This window comes from Nocardia arizonensis (assembly GCF_001310275.1).
Classification (GTDB): Bacteria; Actinomycetota; Actinomycetes; order Mycobacteriales; family Mycobacteriaceae; genus Nocardia; species Nocardia arizonensis.
This window is the reverse complement of sequence record NZ_LGYZ01000084.1, coordinates 84,497-100,297: the sequence shown is the minus strand read 5'-3', so window position 1 is coordinate 100,297 and position 15,801 is coordinate 84,497. Positions and strand designations below refer to the sequence as shown.

General features: G+C 69.8%; 7 protein-coding genes and 1 pseudogene. 3 read left to right on the top strand and 5 right to left on the bottom strand.

Features of this window, described 5'->3' with window-relative positions:
* Positions 1–37 precede the first annotated feature (37 nt).
* Positions 38–2,638, top strand: coding sequence for a helix-turn-helix transcriptional regulator (locus tag APZ21_RS19315; RefSeq protein ID WP_054814737.1), 2,601 nt, complete (start codon positions 38–40; stop codon positions 2,636–2,638).
* A 150-nt stretch (positions 2,639–2,788) separates the two neighbouring features.
* On the opposite strand, the gene APZ21_RS19310 is transcribed toward APZ21_RS19315, so the two are convergent.
* The 3 genes from APZ21_RS19310 to APZ21_RS19300 form a co-directional block, all read right to left on the bottom strand.
* On the bottom strand, positions 2,789–3,970 hold the full coding sequence (locus tag APZ21_RS19310) for an acyl-CoA dehydrogenase family protein (protein ID WP_054814736.1): 1,182 nt from the start codon (positions 3,968–3,970) through the stop codon (positions 2,789–2,791).
* Positions 3,971–4,083: 113 nt separating this feature from the next.
* Positions 4,084–4,695 (bottom strand): TetR/AcrR family transcriptional regulator, encoded by a 612-nt coding sequence (locus APZ21_RS19305; protein WP_156371192.1) that lies wholly within the window; start codon positions 4,693–4,695, stop codon positions 4,084–4,086.
* 40 nt (positions 4,696–4,735) lie between these two features.
* The gene (locus APZ21_RS19300; protein WP_054814734.1) at positions 4,736–5,464 is read right to left on the bottom strand and encodes an IclR family transcriptional regulator; all 729 of its coding nucleotides are present in this window, start codon (positions 5,462–5,464) and stop codon (positions 4,736–4,738) included.
* Between the two features lie 935 nt (positions 5,465–6,399).
* On the opposite strand from APZ21_RS19300, the pseudogene APZ21_RS36380 reads away from it, so the two are divergent.
* Together APZ21_RS36380 and APZ21_RS19290 are read left to right on the top strand one after the other, a co-directional pair.
* Positions 6,400–6,573, top strand: a pseudogene (locus tag APZ21_RS36380) (LysR family transcriptional regulator); the annotation flags it as partial.
* A gap of 39 nt (positions 6,574–6,612) precedes the next feature.
* Positions 6,613–7,326 carry a LysR family substrate-binding domain-containing protein gene (locus tag APZ21_RS19290; protein WP_239476712.1) on the top strand — a complete coding sequence of 238 codons (714 nt, stop codon included), beginning with the start codon at positions 6,613–6,615 and terminating at the stop codon, positions 7,324–7,326.
* 28 nt (positions 7,327–7,354) lie between these two features.
* Here the strand turns inward: APZ21_RS19290 and APZ21_RS19285 are convergent, their stop codons facing one another.
* The gene (locus APZ21_RS19285; protein ID WP_054814731.1) at positions 7,355–9,469 is read right to left on the bottom strand and encodes a hotdog family protein; all 2,115 of its coding nucleotides are present in this window, start codon (positions 9,467–9,469) and stop codon (positions 7,355–7,357) included.
* Entirely contained in the window at positions 9,456–15,797 is a 6,342-nt protein-coding gene (locus APZ21_RS19280; protein ID WP_054814730.1) for a type I polyketide synthase, read from the bottom strand. Before APZ21_RS19280 ends, APZ21_RS19285 begins: the two co-directional genes overlap by 14 nt.
* Positions 15,798–15,801: the final 4 nt, after the last annotated feature.

Below are 15,801 nucleotides of genomic sequence, written 5' to 3'. Positions count from 1 at the left end.
TCGCGACGCCGCAGGGCAAGACCTACACTTCAAAACCATGGGTGACCGCTGGCAACTGCTCGACCGCCCCGTCGAATTCGAAGCGGTCCACGCGGCGTTGACGAGCCGCGGCGCAGGCGGTGTCGTGCTCGTGGGCGCCGCGGGCATAGGTAAGACCACGCTCGCGCGGCTGGTCACCTCGATGCTGACGGTTCCGGTGCGGTGGGCGGCCTGCACCGAGTCCTCCCAGGCGATTCCGCTTGGCGCGTTCGCGCCCTGGGTGGCCCCGTCGGCCTCGCGCGATCCCATCGCACTGCTGTCCTCGGCGCGAGAAAACCTTGTCGCCGAACCGGACACCGTCATCGGCGTCGATGACGCGCACCTGCTCGACAAACTCTCCGCGACCCTGTTGCACCAGATCGCCGTGGACCGCGCCGCGCACATCGTCGCCACCGTCCGCACCGGCGAACCGGTCCCGGACGCGGTGACCTCGCTGTGGAAGGACGGCTACCTCCAGCGCGTCGAACTCGAGCCGCTGACCAAACGCCAGTGCGTCAACCTGGTCGAAACCGTCATCGACGGCACACTCGAAGGTCTCAGCGCCGACGTGATGTGGGAGTCCTCGGGCGGCAATCCGCTGTTCCTGCGCAATATGGTCGAGGGCGCCTTCGAGGCCGGGAATCTGACCGAGGTCAACGGCGTGTGGCAGTTGCGCGGCGCCACCGCGGTGCCCTCCGGCCTGGCCGCGCTGCTCGATGAGCGGTTGGCGCGCGCGGGCGACGCGGTCATGGACGCGCTGAAGATGCTGGCCATCTACGAACCGCTCGATATCGACATTCTCACCGAACTCGTCGGCGAGCAGGCCGTCGACGCCGCCGAGATCGCGGGGCTGATCCGCACCGGCCGCGACAGCGGACCGCTCAGCGCGCGCTTCAGCCATCCGCTGCTCGGCGATGTGGTGCGCCGCCGGATCGGCACCGCCTCGGCGCGCACCCGGCGCGGGCGGATCGTCGCCAAATTGCGCGACCAGGATCTGAGCACCGCCGCGAACCGCATCCGCTTGGCCCAGTTGTGCGTCGACAGTGATCAGCCCATCGACATCGAGCTGTTGATCACCGCCGCCAAAGACGCGGTCGCGCTGTCGAATCTGCCGCTGGGCGAACGACTCGCCCGCGCGGCCCACGAGCGCGGCGCCGGGTTGCCCGCGGCCGAGCTGCTCTCCCGCGCCCTGCTGTGGCAGGGTCGGCCGGTCGAGGCCGACGAGATCCTCGCGGGTTTCGATCCCGACAGTCTCGATCAGCTGCAACTTGTCCAGTGGGGCATTCCGCGCGCCAGTCTGCTGTTCTGGTCACTGGGCGAGGTCGACCGCGGTCTCGAACTGATCGATCTGATGAACGCAAGGGTCGAACATCCCGCGCTGCGCCTGGTTGTGGCGGGCGCGGGCGCCATGATGGCGGTGCACGAGAACCGTATCGCCGACGGAATCGCCGCCGCCGAAAAGGTTCTCGCCGATAAGGACGCTCCGCGGCAGGCCGTCGACTTCGCCGCCTTCGCCGCCGGTCTGGCCATGCCGGTGGCCGGGCGCGGCATGGATTTCGCGCCGATCGCGTCCCGTAGCCGGGCGCAGCAGAAGGCCACCGACGGCATGATCCGGGTCATGGTGCGCTACTGCGACGTGCTTGCGCTCACCACCGTCGGCGATCTCGACCTCGCCGACCGGCGCGCCACCGAATACAGCCACTTCTCCTCCGCCGGACAGTTTCTCGGCTGGGCGATCGCCAAGATCGCGGCCGGTGTCGTCGCCACCGCCCGCGGCCGGTTCCGCGAGGCGATCACCGCCTTCGAACAGGCGCTGGCGGCGCTGAACGCCGAAGAGACACTGCCCTGGCAACTTCCGGCGCGGCTGCTGCTGGCCCGCGCCTACGCCACCCTCGGCGATGTCGAACAGGCCGAACGGGTTCTGAACGACGCCGACGAGCACAGCGGACGGCATCTGGCCCTGCACGAGCCGCAGCGCGTGATCGCCCGCGCCTGGCTCGCCGCCGCCTCGCACAGCCGCCATTCCGCGGTCGAACTGGCCCGCAAGGCCGCCGATATCGCCCACAGCGCGGGGCAATACGCGCTCGAGGCCGAAGCGCTGCACTACGCGGTGCGTTTCGGCGACCGCACCGTCGCCCACCGCCTCGGCGATATCGCCGGACGCGTGCAGGGTCCGGTGGCCGGCATCTACGCCCGGCACGCGGCCGCCTTCACGCACAACGACACCGAAGCACTGGCGAAGGTAAGCGCGGAGTTCGAGGCCGCCGGTCTGCTCCCGTCCGCCGCCGACGCCGCCGCCCAGGCCGTGCCCGTCCACGACCGCGCGGGACAGCGCCGCCTCAGCGCCCAGTCCGCCGCCCGCGCCCTCGGCCTGGCCACCAGATGCGACGGCGCGACCACCCCCGCCATCGTCGCCGCCTCCAAGCCGCTGCCCATCACCGGACGCGAACGCGAGATCACCGCGCTGGTCGCCCGCGGACTGACCAACCGCGAGATCGCCGAACGGCTCGGCGTCTCGGTCCGCACCGTCGAAGGCCACATCTACCGCGCGTGCACCAAGCTCGACGCCGCCGACCGCGAACAATTGGCCCAGTTGATCTGGCGCGACGTCGAGCGCTAGTGTTCCGCGCCTGGAATGCGCCGGGTAGTCGCGGTTCTGCCGGGGCGAGGACCGGACGGCCGCGGAGTGTATTCCGCGTGCGGCAATATCGCCAGGTCGTCGTTCACCGTGGCGATCATCGACCCAGGTCGCCGCGTTACCGGCGCACCCTCAGATCATGGCGCGGAACAGGCCCTGCGGCTCGACGCCCATGGACGTGAGCGCGGTCGAGTGGTAGGTGGCGCCGGGGGTATGGATGGCGTGCTGGAGCCCGGTGTGCGCGTCGCGCCAGAAGCGCTGCACGGGATTGCTGCGCCGGACCGCGTTGCCGCCGGATCGGGCGAAGATGGCGTCGACCGCGGAGACCGCGCGCCAAGCGGCGCGAATCTGATTGCGGCGCACCAGCGACCGGTCGGCGAAGGTGATCTCCGTGCCCCGGTCGGCGAGGTCGTAGAGGCGGCAGATGCCGTCGAGCAGCTGGCCGCGGGAGGCCGCGATATCGGCGGCGGCCTCGGAGATCGTGTAGAGCGAGTAGGGATCTTCGACGATCTTCGTGCCGGTCATCATGGTGCGACCGCGTTGATAGGCGAGGTGGGCGTCGAGCGCGCCCTCGGCGATGCCGATCACGGCGGCGGTGATGCCGAGCGGGAAGATGGACCAGAACGGCAGCCGGTAGACGGTTTCGGTGCGCCCGACCCGATCGGCGCGGCTCCCGTCCGCGACATCGTCGGAGTCCACCGTGCGGTAGGCGGGCACGTACGCGCCGTCGACCACGATGTCCTTGGAGCCGGTCCCGCACAGTCCGATGACGTCCCAGGAATCCTCGACGATGGTGTAGTCGTCACGCGGCAGCACCACGTGCAGTGTCTTGCGTGGGGTCACGGGTCGGCCGTCGCGGTCGGCGAGCACCGCACCGAGGAAGATCCACGCGCAGTGGTCGGTGCCGGAGGAGAAGTTCCATCGGCCGGTCAGCCGGTAGCCGTCGTCGGCGGGTGTCGCCACCCCCTGCGGGGCGTACGGCGAGGCGATCCAGGTGTCGGGGTCTTCCCCCCAGACCTCCCGCTGCAACCGGGGGTCCATGAGCGCCATTTCCCACGGGTGCAATCCGCCGACTCCGCACACCCAGCCGGTGGAACCGCAACGGCGCGCCACCGCCATGACCGCCTCGGCGAAATCCCGGGGATGCGCGGCGTGACCGCCGAATTCCACGGGTTGCAGCAGGCGCATGACGCCCGCCTCACGGACGAATCCGACACTGGCGTCGGACAACCGTCCGAGGCGCTCGGTCTCCTCGGCCGTGTCCGCCAATCGTTCCGCGATGGCCTCGACCCGTTCCAGAACTGTGTGTGCCATGTTCGCACCTCCGCGATCGGCGTGCCGCCGGTGGTCCGGCGGTGGGTATGTACGGCACGGTAGCCCGGGCGAACGGGATTCGGCCCCTGCCGATTTCGCTGAGTGGAATCGGCTCAGCGGGTGTGGCCCGCCAGCAGCAGAGTGGCGGCGGTGCGCAGTTCGCGTTCGGCCCGTTCGGCGGACATGCGACTGCTCAGACTGGAAGCGAGCACACCCCACCAGCTGTAGACGAGCAGCAGCACGACGCCGTGATCGGCCGGTTTCGGCTCGGTGATGCCAACGGTGTCCAGAATCGCCTGTGTCAGAGCCGATTCCGATTCCAGCCACAGGGTGTCGGCGGGCAGGTCGTTCATGTATCCGGCGGCGGTCGCGCGCAACATGGCCGAGCACAGTCGCGGATCGGCCAGCAGACTCCGATTCAGCGCCGCGAGATTGGCGCCGACCACCGCGGCGCGGTCCGCGCCGGTCCGCGACCAGTCGTCGCCCACGAAGCGCGCGATGCGGTCCTGGAACAGCGCCGCGAAAAGATGTGTCTTGGAGGGGAAATAGCGGTAGAGGGTGCCAAGGGCGACACCTGCCGCCTTGGCGATGTCGGCCATTTGGACGCGATCGTAATCGGCGCCGGACCCGAGTGCCGCGGCCGCGTCCAGGATCTGCGCGCGCCGGGCCGCTTGCCGGGGGGATATGGGCGATGCGGCGTCGCGGGTCTGCGCGACTCGTGCCATCTCGACCTCCACGTTCTCGAAGGGGCGGGGCGCACGTCGGCTAGCCGGACGTCAGGTCGCGTTGCACGGCACGCGCCGCCGCCGCGACCAAGGGACTCAGGTACTCCACGCGCGTCTCGGCGTCGGCGAGTACCGAAACCGCCGCGAGCAGGCCGCGTGGGCCGCGCACCGGTGCCGCGATACAGATCGCGCGAGCACCGGACACCATGTGCTGCACGGCGATTCCGTGCCGCGACCGCACCCGCGCGAGATCCGCGTGTAGTTCGGCCTGCGCGGACTCACCGCCCGCGCGATAACGGCCGTCCACCTCGTGCGGGTCCAGCACGGCCAGTATCGCGCGCCCCGGTGCGGTGCGGTGGGCGGGCGCGCGGGGCACCGCGAGCGGACCGCCGAGGCGCTCCAGATACCGGACGTCGTTCCCGTCGAGCACCGCCAATTGCACCGCGCGCCCGCATCGGTGCGCGAGATCGCGCAGGACCGGCGCCGCGGCGGCGCGCAGGGCGTCCTCGTCGGCGACCATGTTGCCCAGCCGCAGCGACCGCGCGCCCAGACGGTAGCCGTTCGTCACGCGCACGACCCAGCCCCGCGCGATCAACTGCTCGAGAATTCGGTATGCGGTCGATCTCGGCAGACCCGAACGCTTGCTGACCTGCTCCAGACTCGGGGTCGAGTGCGCGGAATCGAATACCTCCATGATCGAGGTGATCCGCTCGACCATCGACGACGGCGCCCGCACAGGGTCGACGTCGGTTTCGGCCACCGCCACCATGTCGCCTCCAACACTAAGACTAGAATTGATTCTAGTTTGGACCAGGATGCGGCCGCTGTCCAGTACCGAACCCCGGCCCGGCCCGTATGCGACCGGAGCCGCTTCGGATCGGGTCGATAGTCGACGGTCGGACAGCGGGGCCGACCACCGCCCTCGGTCATGATCGGCTACCGGGGCGCGCCACGGCACGGGCCGTCCGGGGTCCGGATTTCGGGAATAGCCACACACCGCGGCACGGCGAACACCCCAACCCGACGCTCGGGACCCGACCGCGTTTCACCGAAAAGGCACTGCTCTCGAACTATTTCGGCAACCGGCTCGCACATCCGCCGATCGACCGCGCTCCGCCGGTCGCGGAAGGGTTGCCCGCCGGGCGCCGCCGCCCGGGACGCCGAGACCGACGCGGGGCACAATATCGGAATGCCGATCCGTCGTGACCTGTTCGCCCGCGTGCGCCGAGAGCGACCCCGCTACGACGTCGACACGTCGGCCATCGCGACGGCCGTCACTTCACGACGACACCCATTGCCACGAATACGTCTCGCCCCCAGTCGAATTCGGACGAGTCGGGAAGTCGTCGTACTACGAGGACGCTCGCGAGCCGGACGAATGCTTCTGTTACCCAATAAATTCGAGACAATCAAAGTCTGCGATGACCCATCATCGGCGCACCGGACGGCACACGCGACCGACGGCGCACCGGACGACAGCATACCGGGCAAGGATGCTCGGACAGGAATTCTCGCCACGATCGGCGACGAAGCGGCAGTGATGGCGACGATACAGAATCTACCAGCATATCGGTACCGACAATCCGCCTCGGTACTGATAGTTCGACAGAGCTTTCCCCCTGGTTCAAGATCGATCATTAAGATTTTCGATGCCATGACGCCGTGGCACGAGTCGAACTCCAGCATGCGCGAATCGAGCAAGACATGGAAATCCGACACATCCGATCTTTTCTGGCTGTCGCGGAAGAGTTACATTTCAGCAGAGCGGCGAAACGTGTCCACATCAGCCAGCCCACGCTCAGTCAACATATTCAACTTCTCGAGCGGGATCTCGAAGTACAACTCATCAACCGGAATTCCAGAGTTGTCGAACTGACCCCGGGCGGCCAGGCGTTTCTGGCGAAGGCGCGCAATGCGATGCTCGAATTCGAGCAGGCCCGCGCGGACGCGCAGATGGCCGCGGTCGGGCGCATGGGGTCGTTGCGCGTCGGCTACAGCTCGATCGCCAGCCGCACGGTACTGCCGGGCGCGGTCGCCGCGATCGAGGCCGAATCCTCGCGCGTGCACGTACATCTCCAGCAGTTGAAATCGGGTCCGCAGCTCACGGCGCTGCGCGCGGGCGAACTCGATATCGCCCTCACCTCGGGTAGGCCGCTTGCCTCGGAATTGTCGGCACGCGAACTGCATACGCTCCAAGTGCAGGTGGTGGTCACGGCCGCCGATCCGCTGGCTCGGCGCAAGGCGGTGCGTTTCGTCGACCTGCGCAATCGCCGGTGCATTCTCTTCGAACGCGCCCAGAGTCCGATGATGTACGACGCCATCGCGGGCGGGGCCACGCACGCGGGCGTCGATCTCAATGTCGCCGAATTCGTCTCCGACGGCTGGCATGCGAACGCGATGGTCCTCGGCCGGTCCATGGTCGGTTTCGCGACCGGACTCGGCATGGCCGCCGACGCCGGGCGGGCGCCCGGCGGGCGGCAGCTGGTCAATATTCCGCTGATCGAGCCGACACCGCGGCTCGCGCTGCACGCGATCTGGCGTTCGTCGGGAGAAACCTCGCTGCTGATGCGTTTCGTCGACGCGCTGGCAACGGCGGGCGCGCAGGTGCGACTGCCGACCGAATCGGGATGATCGGCAGTCGCATCGTCGGTTGTCGCATTCACCAGGCGGGTGCGTCCTTCGCCCGCAATTCCACCGGAACCTGTTCCAGCCAGTAGATTCGCATGCCGGGTTTCCAGATACTGGCCTCGGCGATTATCCGCACCCGGCCGGGCCTGCGTTCCACATTCAGAATATGCACCTCGAACCGCATCGGCGTATCGGTGCGCAGGAATTGTCCCCGATATTTCCAACGGAGCTCCACACCGACCGGGACAACGAATTCCGGTCGGTCGAGACCGTCGTCCAGCCCGGTGTCGACGGCCCATTCCTGGATTGCCTGGATAATCGTCTCGACGCCGAGCGATCCGGGGATGACGGGGTCGAGATAGAAATGTTGATCGAAATACCAGGCGCTCGGGTCGATCTGTTGCACCGCGTGCAGATATCCCAGTCCCGCACTGCCGCCGCCGTCGACCACCGAGAAGGTGTCCAACAGAGCCAGTCGGCCGGTGGAGCAGGCGACGCGCGGGTTCTCCGCGCGGCGGCGAGCGGCCACGTCGATGGTGCGCGAGGACAGGTGCGGATACCCCGCCAGCCACATCCGCGTCTCGCGCCCGCCGTCGAGACCGATCTGATTGTCCAGCGCTTCGTCGTTGAAGTATCCGAACAGCGAGGTGCCGCGATAGAAGGGCTCGCCGCCGACGGAGGATTCGTAGGCGAATTCCTGGAGCAACGCGCCGGGTGTGATGGAGGTCGAGGTGATGGCGCTGCGCTGGCCGATGGTGGCTCCGCGCAACTCGACCTCGCGCAGCACGCTCGCGCGCCCCTCCAGATTGCGCAGCCGCAGCGACTCCGTGCCGCCGCCGAGCAGTGTGCCGCCGAGATAGGGGCCGAGGAACGCGGCGGCCTGCAACGAGAACTCCATGAACACGCAGTTCGGCATGCCCGCGTTGGCGCTCTCGCGGTAGTACCAGGCGTCGGGTGGCGAATCGTATTCGGTGCGCCAGCCTGCCCCATCGGGAATTCCGCCGCGGGTGCCCTCCAGCGACATCACCCTGTCGACCAGCAACAGGTCGCGACTGGGCAACCGCACGGCGGGGATATCGGAGAACCGGCCGAATTCGGGGCCCATGGCCAGTGCCTGATCGCCGTGCGCGATGTGGGCGATATTGAATTCGCTGAGCATGGCGGGGACGCCGTCGGCATTGAACCGGCCGAGGAACTCGGTGACGACACCGCCCGGCCCCGGGCCGAGCACCGCACCGGGACGCGGGCGCGCGTGCGTGCCGAGGCCCCGGATCACCGCCGTGGTCGTGCCGTCGTCGGCCACGAAGGTGACGTCGGCGGCCAGCCAGGGCAGCGGAACGAGGTCGACCGAGACGACCTCGACGTGTACGGCAGTGGATGGTGCGTCGGAGTCGATGCGCATGGTCGGTGTGCGCAGGTCGATCGAGACCGCGTCGTCGGGCAGCCCGAAAGCCAGCTCGCAGTCGGCGAAACACAGTGTCAGGCCGAGATACAACGCCAGCGCCTCGACCGCTTGGCGAGCTGCCGTCACCCGCGAGCGGGCGTCGTGCGGCGATGCGGCCAGGCGCGCCCGGCACGAGCCCTGCCCGCTCGCGCCGCCGCGATGGTCGAGATCCGTGACGGCGGTGAGGACCAGCGGGTCCGTCGCGGCCAAGGCGACCCGGTCGTTGCAGCCGGGCTGGGCGTAGGCGGGGCCGAATGCGGCGGCCAGGTCGCCGCGGGTCAGTGCGGCGAGTCCGTCGCGGTCCAGCGCGCGGGACTTGCTGCGCGCCAGCGGTTCGAAGGCGGTGCGGCGCGGCGGCCACATGTGCGGACCGGGCGGCGGATCGGTCCGTTCGACCGGTAGGCCCGCGTCGATGTCGAACCAGCGGCCGGACGCGGGGACCGCACGCGGCGGCGGGACTCTTCGGTCACCGAGGCCGCGGACGAGCAGCAGTTGCAGCGCCTGCTGGGCGGCCAGTGCGTCACGGTGGGCGTCGGCGGTGCCGCGGTGCAGGCGGCGGGCCAGTTCCGCGATGCGCTTCCCGGCGGGCGTCGCCGCGCTCCGGGAGGACACCGCACCGTCATCGGATGTTCGCGCCCAGTCCAATTCGTCGAACTCGATGACGATCGTATCGCCTGCGGGGCGGGTTTCACGCGTCGACATGGCCCGCCTCCGATGCGGTCGAGTTCCAGGTGCGCACGCCCGCGCGGAACTTCTCGTCGAGTCCCGAAGTGGTGACCACCGTGATGCCGGAGGCGCGCAGGAATACCTCGCCGCTCGCGGCACGCGCCTCGGCATCCACGCGCAGGCGATTCGGCGCGGTCGACACTTTGTCGACACGGATGACGAACGAATCGTCCAGGGGCAGTGGGGCCCACAGATCCAACCGGTCGATCGCCAGCGGCAGCCAGCCGACCGTGCCGGTCTCGGCGGCAAGGACAACCGCGGCCTGGAGTACGAAATCGGCCGGGGCGCAATGGTACAACTCGCCCGCGTAACCACGGTCGGCGACCGGTCCGGGCATACGGCACGTCACCGTGAGCCGGTCGGCGCTGCGCTCGTGGATGGTGCGGATGCCCTGAAGGAGCGGTCCGTGGAAGATGATTCCGTCGCGGTACAGCCGATCACCCGACTCGAAGTGAATTCCCGATTCCGGTGCGGCGAAATCGATTTCGGCACGGCGGCGGCTCGAAGTGCGTGCGGCGAGGGTGAGGACGGCGCGGTATCGGGCCGATCCCCCGCCGGATGCGCCCCGTGCCGGGTGGCCGTCACCGATGCTCGCGGTCACGCTCGCCCCGTCGTCGCGCACGGAGCGCACGTCGAGTCGGACGTGGTGTCGCCGGTCCTCGGCGCCCTCGAAGGTGATGCCGCGCAACACCTCGAAGTCCTCGACGGCGACCACGCGCAGCCCCGGATACGCCGATTCGGCGACCGCGATCATCCAGCCGATGGCGTAGACGGCGGGCAGGACCGGGGTTGTGCCCACACGATGGGCGTCGAGTACGGGATCGTCGGCCAGCGCGGCGATATCGCGGCAGGCGATATGCGCCGCGTCCGTCGTGGGCCGGACAGTCGCGGAGAGGGGAACGGGCGGGGCGAGCAGAACCTCGCCGCTGCCCGCGCCTTCGGTGAGTTCGGCGACGAACGCGGCTGCCGCCGCGTCGGGTTGGAGCAACGGTACGCCGCGGGCGGCGAAGAGGGCGCGCAGGTCGGCGGTGACCATGCCGCCGTCCCAGGCGCCCCATGCCAGGGCGAGAAGCCCGGCACCGGCGACGGGCCAGCGGCTCATGGCCTCGTTTGCCACCGCGTAGTCCGCCTGACCGGTGTTGCCGTAGACGCCCGCCACCGACGCGAACAGCACGACCCGTCGCAGGGTCGCCGGCGAGACCGCCCCGAGAACCGCGGCAAGACCGGCGAGTTTGGGGCCGAAGACGCGGCGGATGTCGGCGCCGGACTCGCGCGCCAGCAACCCGTCCGAAAGCGCGCCCGCGCCGTGCACGATCACGCCGATTCGGTCGCGGTCGGCGGCGAGTGCCGTCGCGACGGCCTCCGCGTCGGCCACATCGGCCCGCAGGTAGCGTGCGGTCGCACCGGTCTCGGCGATCGACCGGAGGGTTTCGGTGATCTCCCTGGCGGCGCGGACGCGGGCGCAGGTGGCCTCGACGGTACGCGGATGCGGTGTCGCACCCGCGCGGGAGTGGTCTTCGACCATGGCGCGCACCAGGTCGGCGTCGGCGACGCCGTCGGCCCATCGCGGCTGCGGCTGCTCGATGTCGGTGCGACCGAGCAGGATGTATTCCGCGGGCACGGCGCGGGCCAGTGCCACCGCGCAGGTCGCCGTGACACCGCGGCCACCACCGGTGACCAGGACGACATCGTCGGCGCTCAGGCCCGGCCCGGCGTCGACGCGTTCCGTGTCGGGTATCGGCGCGACCGTCCATCGGGTTCCGTCGGCGTCGATACCCACGGCGGCGGGAGTTCGCGCGGCATCGCACATCTCGCTCAGGAGATGAGCGCCGACCGCTTCGTCGGCGATGGACGGATGCAGGTCGAGCATTCTCGTGAACAGCGAGGGATTCTCGGCGGCGGCGGTCTTCGCCAGTGCGGCGAGCGCGCCAAGCATGCGAACCGCTCCCCCGGTGTCGGGATGTTCGCCCAGTCTGCCGTCGATGCGGGTCACCAGGATCAGCGCGGCGCGGTCCCCGGAGTCGGCCGCGCGCGCCGCGGCGTGCTTGACGACGAGCAGGGCGTCGGCGAGCCGCCGTACCGCGGCGCCGACCTGCGCGGGACGGTCGAACACCACCACGCAGGCGTCGGGCGCGGGACCGGCGGCGAAGAAGTCCGCCAGCGTGCGCTCCAGCGCCTCGTCGTCCCAGTCCGCGCCGAGCCACTCGCCCGTCGTGTCGAGTACGAGTTCACGCACCCCCCAATTCCGTGCCGCGCGATGTCGCGACAGCGCGATCGCGTCGCCGCCCAGCCGCACCACCGCCACGGCGGCGCGCTCGGCGTACGGCATGGGCGCCGGATCGACCGGCGGCAATGGCACGGCCCGTATCGGCAGCCGCGGAATCTCGGTGGTCGCCCCGGCGGGACCCGGTGACGGCACCGCGCGCGGCGAACCCCCATCCGGCGCGACGCGCGCACCACTCAACCGCTCGACCAACTGGTCGATCGTGCGCAACTCCGCCAGTTCCTCCGGCCCAAGGACCGGGAGTTCGGGAAACCGTTCCTGCAAGACGCTGACGATCTGCACCCGCTTGATCGAGTCCACACCCAGATCGGCCTCCAGATCCATTGCCGGGTCGATCATCTCGACCGAATAGCCGGTCCGATCCGCCACCACTCCGAGCACCGAGGTCCGCAACGACCCCGGCTCCACGGTCGTGAGCGCGGCGGGCGCGGACACGGCGACACCGCGGGTGAGCTGGTCGACCAACTGGTCGATGGTCCGCAGCTCGGCCAGCGCCTCGGGACCGAGTTCGGGCAGTTCGGGGTGACGCTCCTGCAACACACTCACGATCTGCACCCGCTTGATCGAGTCCACACCCAGATCGGCCTCCAGATCCATTGCCGGGTCGATCATCTCGACCGAATAGCCGGTCCGATCCGCGACCACCCCGAGCACGGAGGCCCGCAGGGACGCGGTGTCGAAGCCTGTGGCGGGCAGACCGTTCGGGGACCGCGGCGCTTCCCGTGGCGAGACGGTGACAGCGGCGACGCCGTCGGTCTCGGGTGCGGGTGCGGGTGCGGTGACCACCACCGGGAACCCCGGCAGTTCGACGGAAACGTGCGCCTCGGGGACGAACCCGTTCGGCGGCAGACCGTTCGCGGACGAACCAGGTGGCGCGGATTCCGCGACATCGGCACCGAGACCCACCTGCGCGAGACGCGCCAGCACCGTGTTGGCGGCGGCATGCGCACTGCTGATCGCCTCGCTGTGCCCCGCGATGGTCTCGGCCAAGCCGTCGGAGGTGCGATGGTCCGCGCGCCGAAGCGTCATCAGCTCCTCGGCGACCCTCAACTGACCCTCCAGATACCTGCTGTGCAGATCGGTCTGGCGGGTGAGCACCTCGGCGACCTGCCGGGTGGAGTCGAGATCCGCGGTCGCCGCGAGCGGCGCGGGTTCGATGCGCGGCGCGGGCGCGGCCTCGGCAGCGGCGCGGACCGCATCGCGCGCCGCGGCGACGGGCTCGGGGACGTAGACCTTCTCGATCGCCTCGACGTACGCGCGGCGGCGGGAATCGGGCACGTATTCCGCGCCGGTGAGCACTACCGCCCCCGTCGCGGCGGGCGGGCGCGGCGCGGCCTCGACGGGTACGGCGAGATCGACGCCGAGTACGAGGAGCTGGGCCACGGCCCGGCGCAGGGCCACATCGCCGTCGCCGAGCGGTCCGGCATCGACGGCCAAGGTCACGACGTCCGCGCCGACGGTGCGCCGCGCCAACTGGGTGAGCACCTGTTTCGGACCGAATTCGACCAGGATATTGCAGCGGGACTCCTCGATCATGGCGGTCAGGCCGCCAACGAAGTCCACCGGCTGTAGCAGATGTTCGACGAGGATCGCGCGGTTGGCCGCCACATCGGCTCCGTAGGCCGCGCCCGCGGTGTTGGCGTGTACCCGGCCGGCGGGCTCGCGCACCTCGGTCCGCTCGACCTCGGGGCCGAAGGCGGCGACGGCATGTGCCACCAATGAGGTGTGGAATGCACCGGACACCGGCAATTTCCGAGCCTTGACCCCCGCCTCGTGGCAGATCGCCACGAGCCGGTCCACCTGCGCGGTCGGCCCGCCGACGACGATCTGGTCGGCGGCGTTGTAGTTGCAGATACTCGCTTCGGGCACCTCGGCCAGCAGTTTCCGCGCCCGCTCGGCCGAACACTGCAACGCCGCCATGGTGCCGCCGTCCGCCGTCCCGGCGGCCGGTGTCATGGCCGCGCCGCGTGCCCGCGCGAGCCGGAAGTAGTCGGCATCGTCCAGCGCGCCCGCCGCCCACAGGGCCGTGAGTTCGCCGAAGCTGTGACCGAGATAGGCCGCGCACTCGAGTCCGAGCTCGCGCAGGACGCGGAACTGACCGACGGACAGCGCGCCGATGGCGGGCTGCGCGAATTCGGTGCGGCGCAGTATCTCCTCGCCGTCGGAATCCTTCGTCACGGGGAAAACCGCCGTACTCAGGCGCGAGTCGCTGCCCGCGAAGGTCTCCTCGGCCTCGTCGAAGGCGCGGCGGACCGTCGGATTGCTCAGTGTCAGCGCGCTTCCCATGCCGACGTACTGACTGCCCTGACCGGCGAACAGCGCGCCGACCCGGGGTTCGGGCAGTGCCCGCGCCCGGTAGTAGATGCCGTTGGGCGTCGACCACTCGGCGGCGTCGGACCGCTGCTCGAGCAGATCCGCTGCCTGCGTGCGCAATTCGTCCCCGGCCGCCGGATCGGCCACAACCATCGCGAGACGGGGCGAATTCGGCGGTGCCGGCGCGGTCGAGGGTGCGCGATCCGAACGCAGCAGGGCGATCAGTCCGGCGACATCGGGTGCGTGGAACAGCCGGACCCGCGCGCGGCGATGCAGCGGCACGTCCACGGTGTCGCCGTACTCTTGCAGCGCGATGTGGAAGTTGGTGCCGCCGAAGCCCATTGCCGAGACGCCCGCGCGGCGGACGGGCCGCTGAGGATCGCGTATCCACGGGCGCGCGGCGGCATTGAGGTAGAGCGGGCCGCCGTCGAGCGCCGGATTGGCCTGCTCGACGCCGATGGTCGGCGGTAGCACTTTGTGGTGGAGCGCCAGCGCGGTCTTCATGAGACTCGCCGCGCCCGCGGCGCCCTTGGTGTGCCCGATCTGCGATTTGACGCTGCCGATGGCGGCATAGGCGCGGTCGGCGGTGAAATCGTCGAGCACGCCGGTCAGCGCGGCGATCTCGGTGCGGTCGCCGACCGCGGTCCCGGTGGCGTGCGCCTCGAACAACTCCACCGACGAGATGGGGTAGCCCGCGTCGGCGTAGGCGCGGCGCAGCGCGAGATCCTGCCCTTCGGCGCGCGGCGCGTAGATGCTCTTGGCCCGGCCGTCACTGGAGGAGCCGATACCGCGGATGACCGCGTAGATCCGGTCGCCGTCGCGTTCGGCGTCGGCGAGGCGTTTCAGCGCGAGCATACCGATGCCCTCGCCGAGCAGCGTGCCGTCGGCGGAGCGATCGAAGGGGCGCACCCGATCCGAATGCGAGAGCGCGCCGGTCTTGCTGAAACACATGTAGGTGAAGATCGAGTTCTCGGTGTCGGCGCCACCGGTGATCATCATGTCGGCGCGGCCGTCGACGAGTTCGGCGACGGCCATGCGCACCGCGGACAGGGAGGCGGCGCAGGCCGCGTCCACGGTGCAGTTCATGCCGCCGAGGTCGAACCGATTCGCGATGCGCCCGGCCGTCACATTGGCGAGCAGCCCGGGAAAACTGTCCTCCTCCCACGGCGCGAACGCCTTGGCGAAACGGTCGGCGATCTCCTCGGCGTCGGCGTCGGTCAGCCCGCAACTGCGCACCACCTCACGCAGGACGGGCGAGGATAGTCGCATGGCCAGCGGATGCATGAGCCCGACGCAGCCGACGACGCCGAGCACGACACCGGTGCGCGCCGGGTCGTACCAGGAAGAACCCTCGACCCCCGCGTCGCGCAGCACGTCGCGGGCGACCATGAGGCTCAGGGTCTGCAAGGTGCTGGTGATGCCGAGCAGATTCGGCGGAATGCCGAATTCGATCGGGCTGAAATCGATGTCGGGCAGGAAGCCGCCCCGCTTGGCATAGGATTTGTCCGGCGCCGTTGGGTCGGGGTCGTAGTAGTCCGCGATCCGCCAACGATCCGCGGGCACCTCGGTGGTGCAGTCCGCGCCGTCGACGATGTTCTGCCAGTACTCGCCGGCGTTGCGGGCCTGCGGAAACAGGCCTGCCATGCCCACGATGGCGATCGGCGTGTTCGCCAGCCGACGCGCGTCGAACGAGGAGGTCGAGTCCATTGCC

What these genes read in the sequence shown, in the direction of transcription:
- APZ21_RS19285 (WP_054814731.1), bottom strand. Translation starts at nt 9,469, where the DNA reads ATGTCGACGCGTGAAACCCGCCCCGCAGGCGATACGATCGTCATCGAG.
- APZ21_RS19305 (WP_156371192.1), bottom strand. Translation starts at nt 4,695, where the DNA reads ATGGCACGAGTCGCGCAGACCCGCGACGCCGCATCGCCCATATCCCCC.
- APZ21_RS19280 (WP_054814730.1), bottom strand. Translation starts at nt 15,797, where the DNA reads ATGGACTCGACCTCCTCGTTCGACGCGCGTCGGCTGGCGAACACGCCG.
- APZ21_RS19310 (WP_054814736.1), bottom strand. Translation starts at nt 3,970, where the DNA reads ATGGCACACACAGTTCTGGAACGGGTCGAGGCCATCGCGGAACGATTG.
- APZ21_RS19290 (WP_239476712.1), top strand. Translation starts at nt 6,613, where the DNA reads ATGCTCGAATTCGAGCAGGCCCGCGCGGACGCGCAGATGGCCGCGGTC.
- APZ21_RS19315 (WP_054814737.1), top strand. Translation starts at nt 38, where the DNA reads ATGGGTGACCGCTGGCAACTGCTCGACCGCCCCGTCGAATTCGAAGCG.
- APZ21_RS19300 (WP_054814734.1), bottom strand. Translation starts at nt 5,464, where the DNA reads ATGGTGGCGGTGGCCGAAACCGACGTCGACCCTGTGCGGGCGCCGTCG.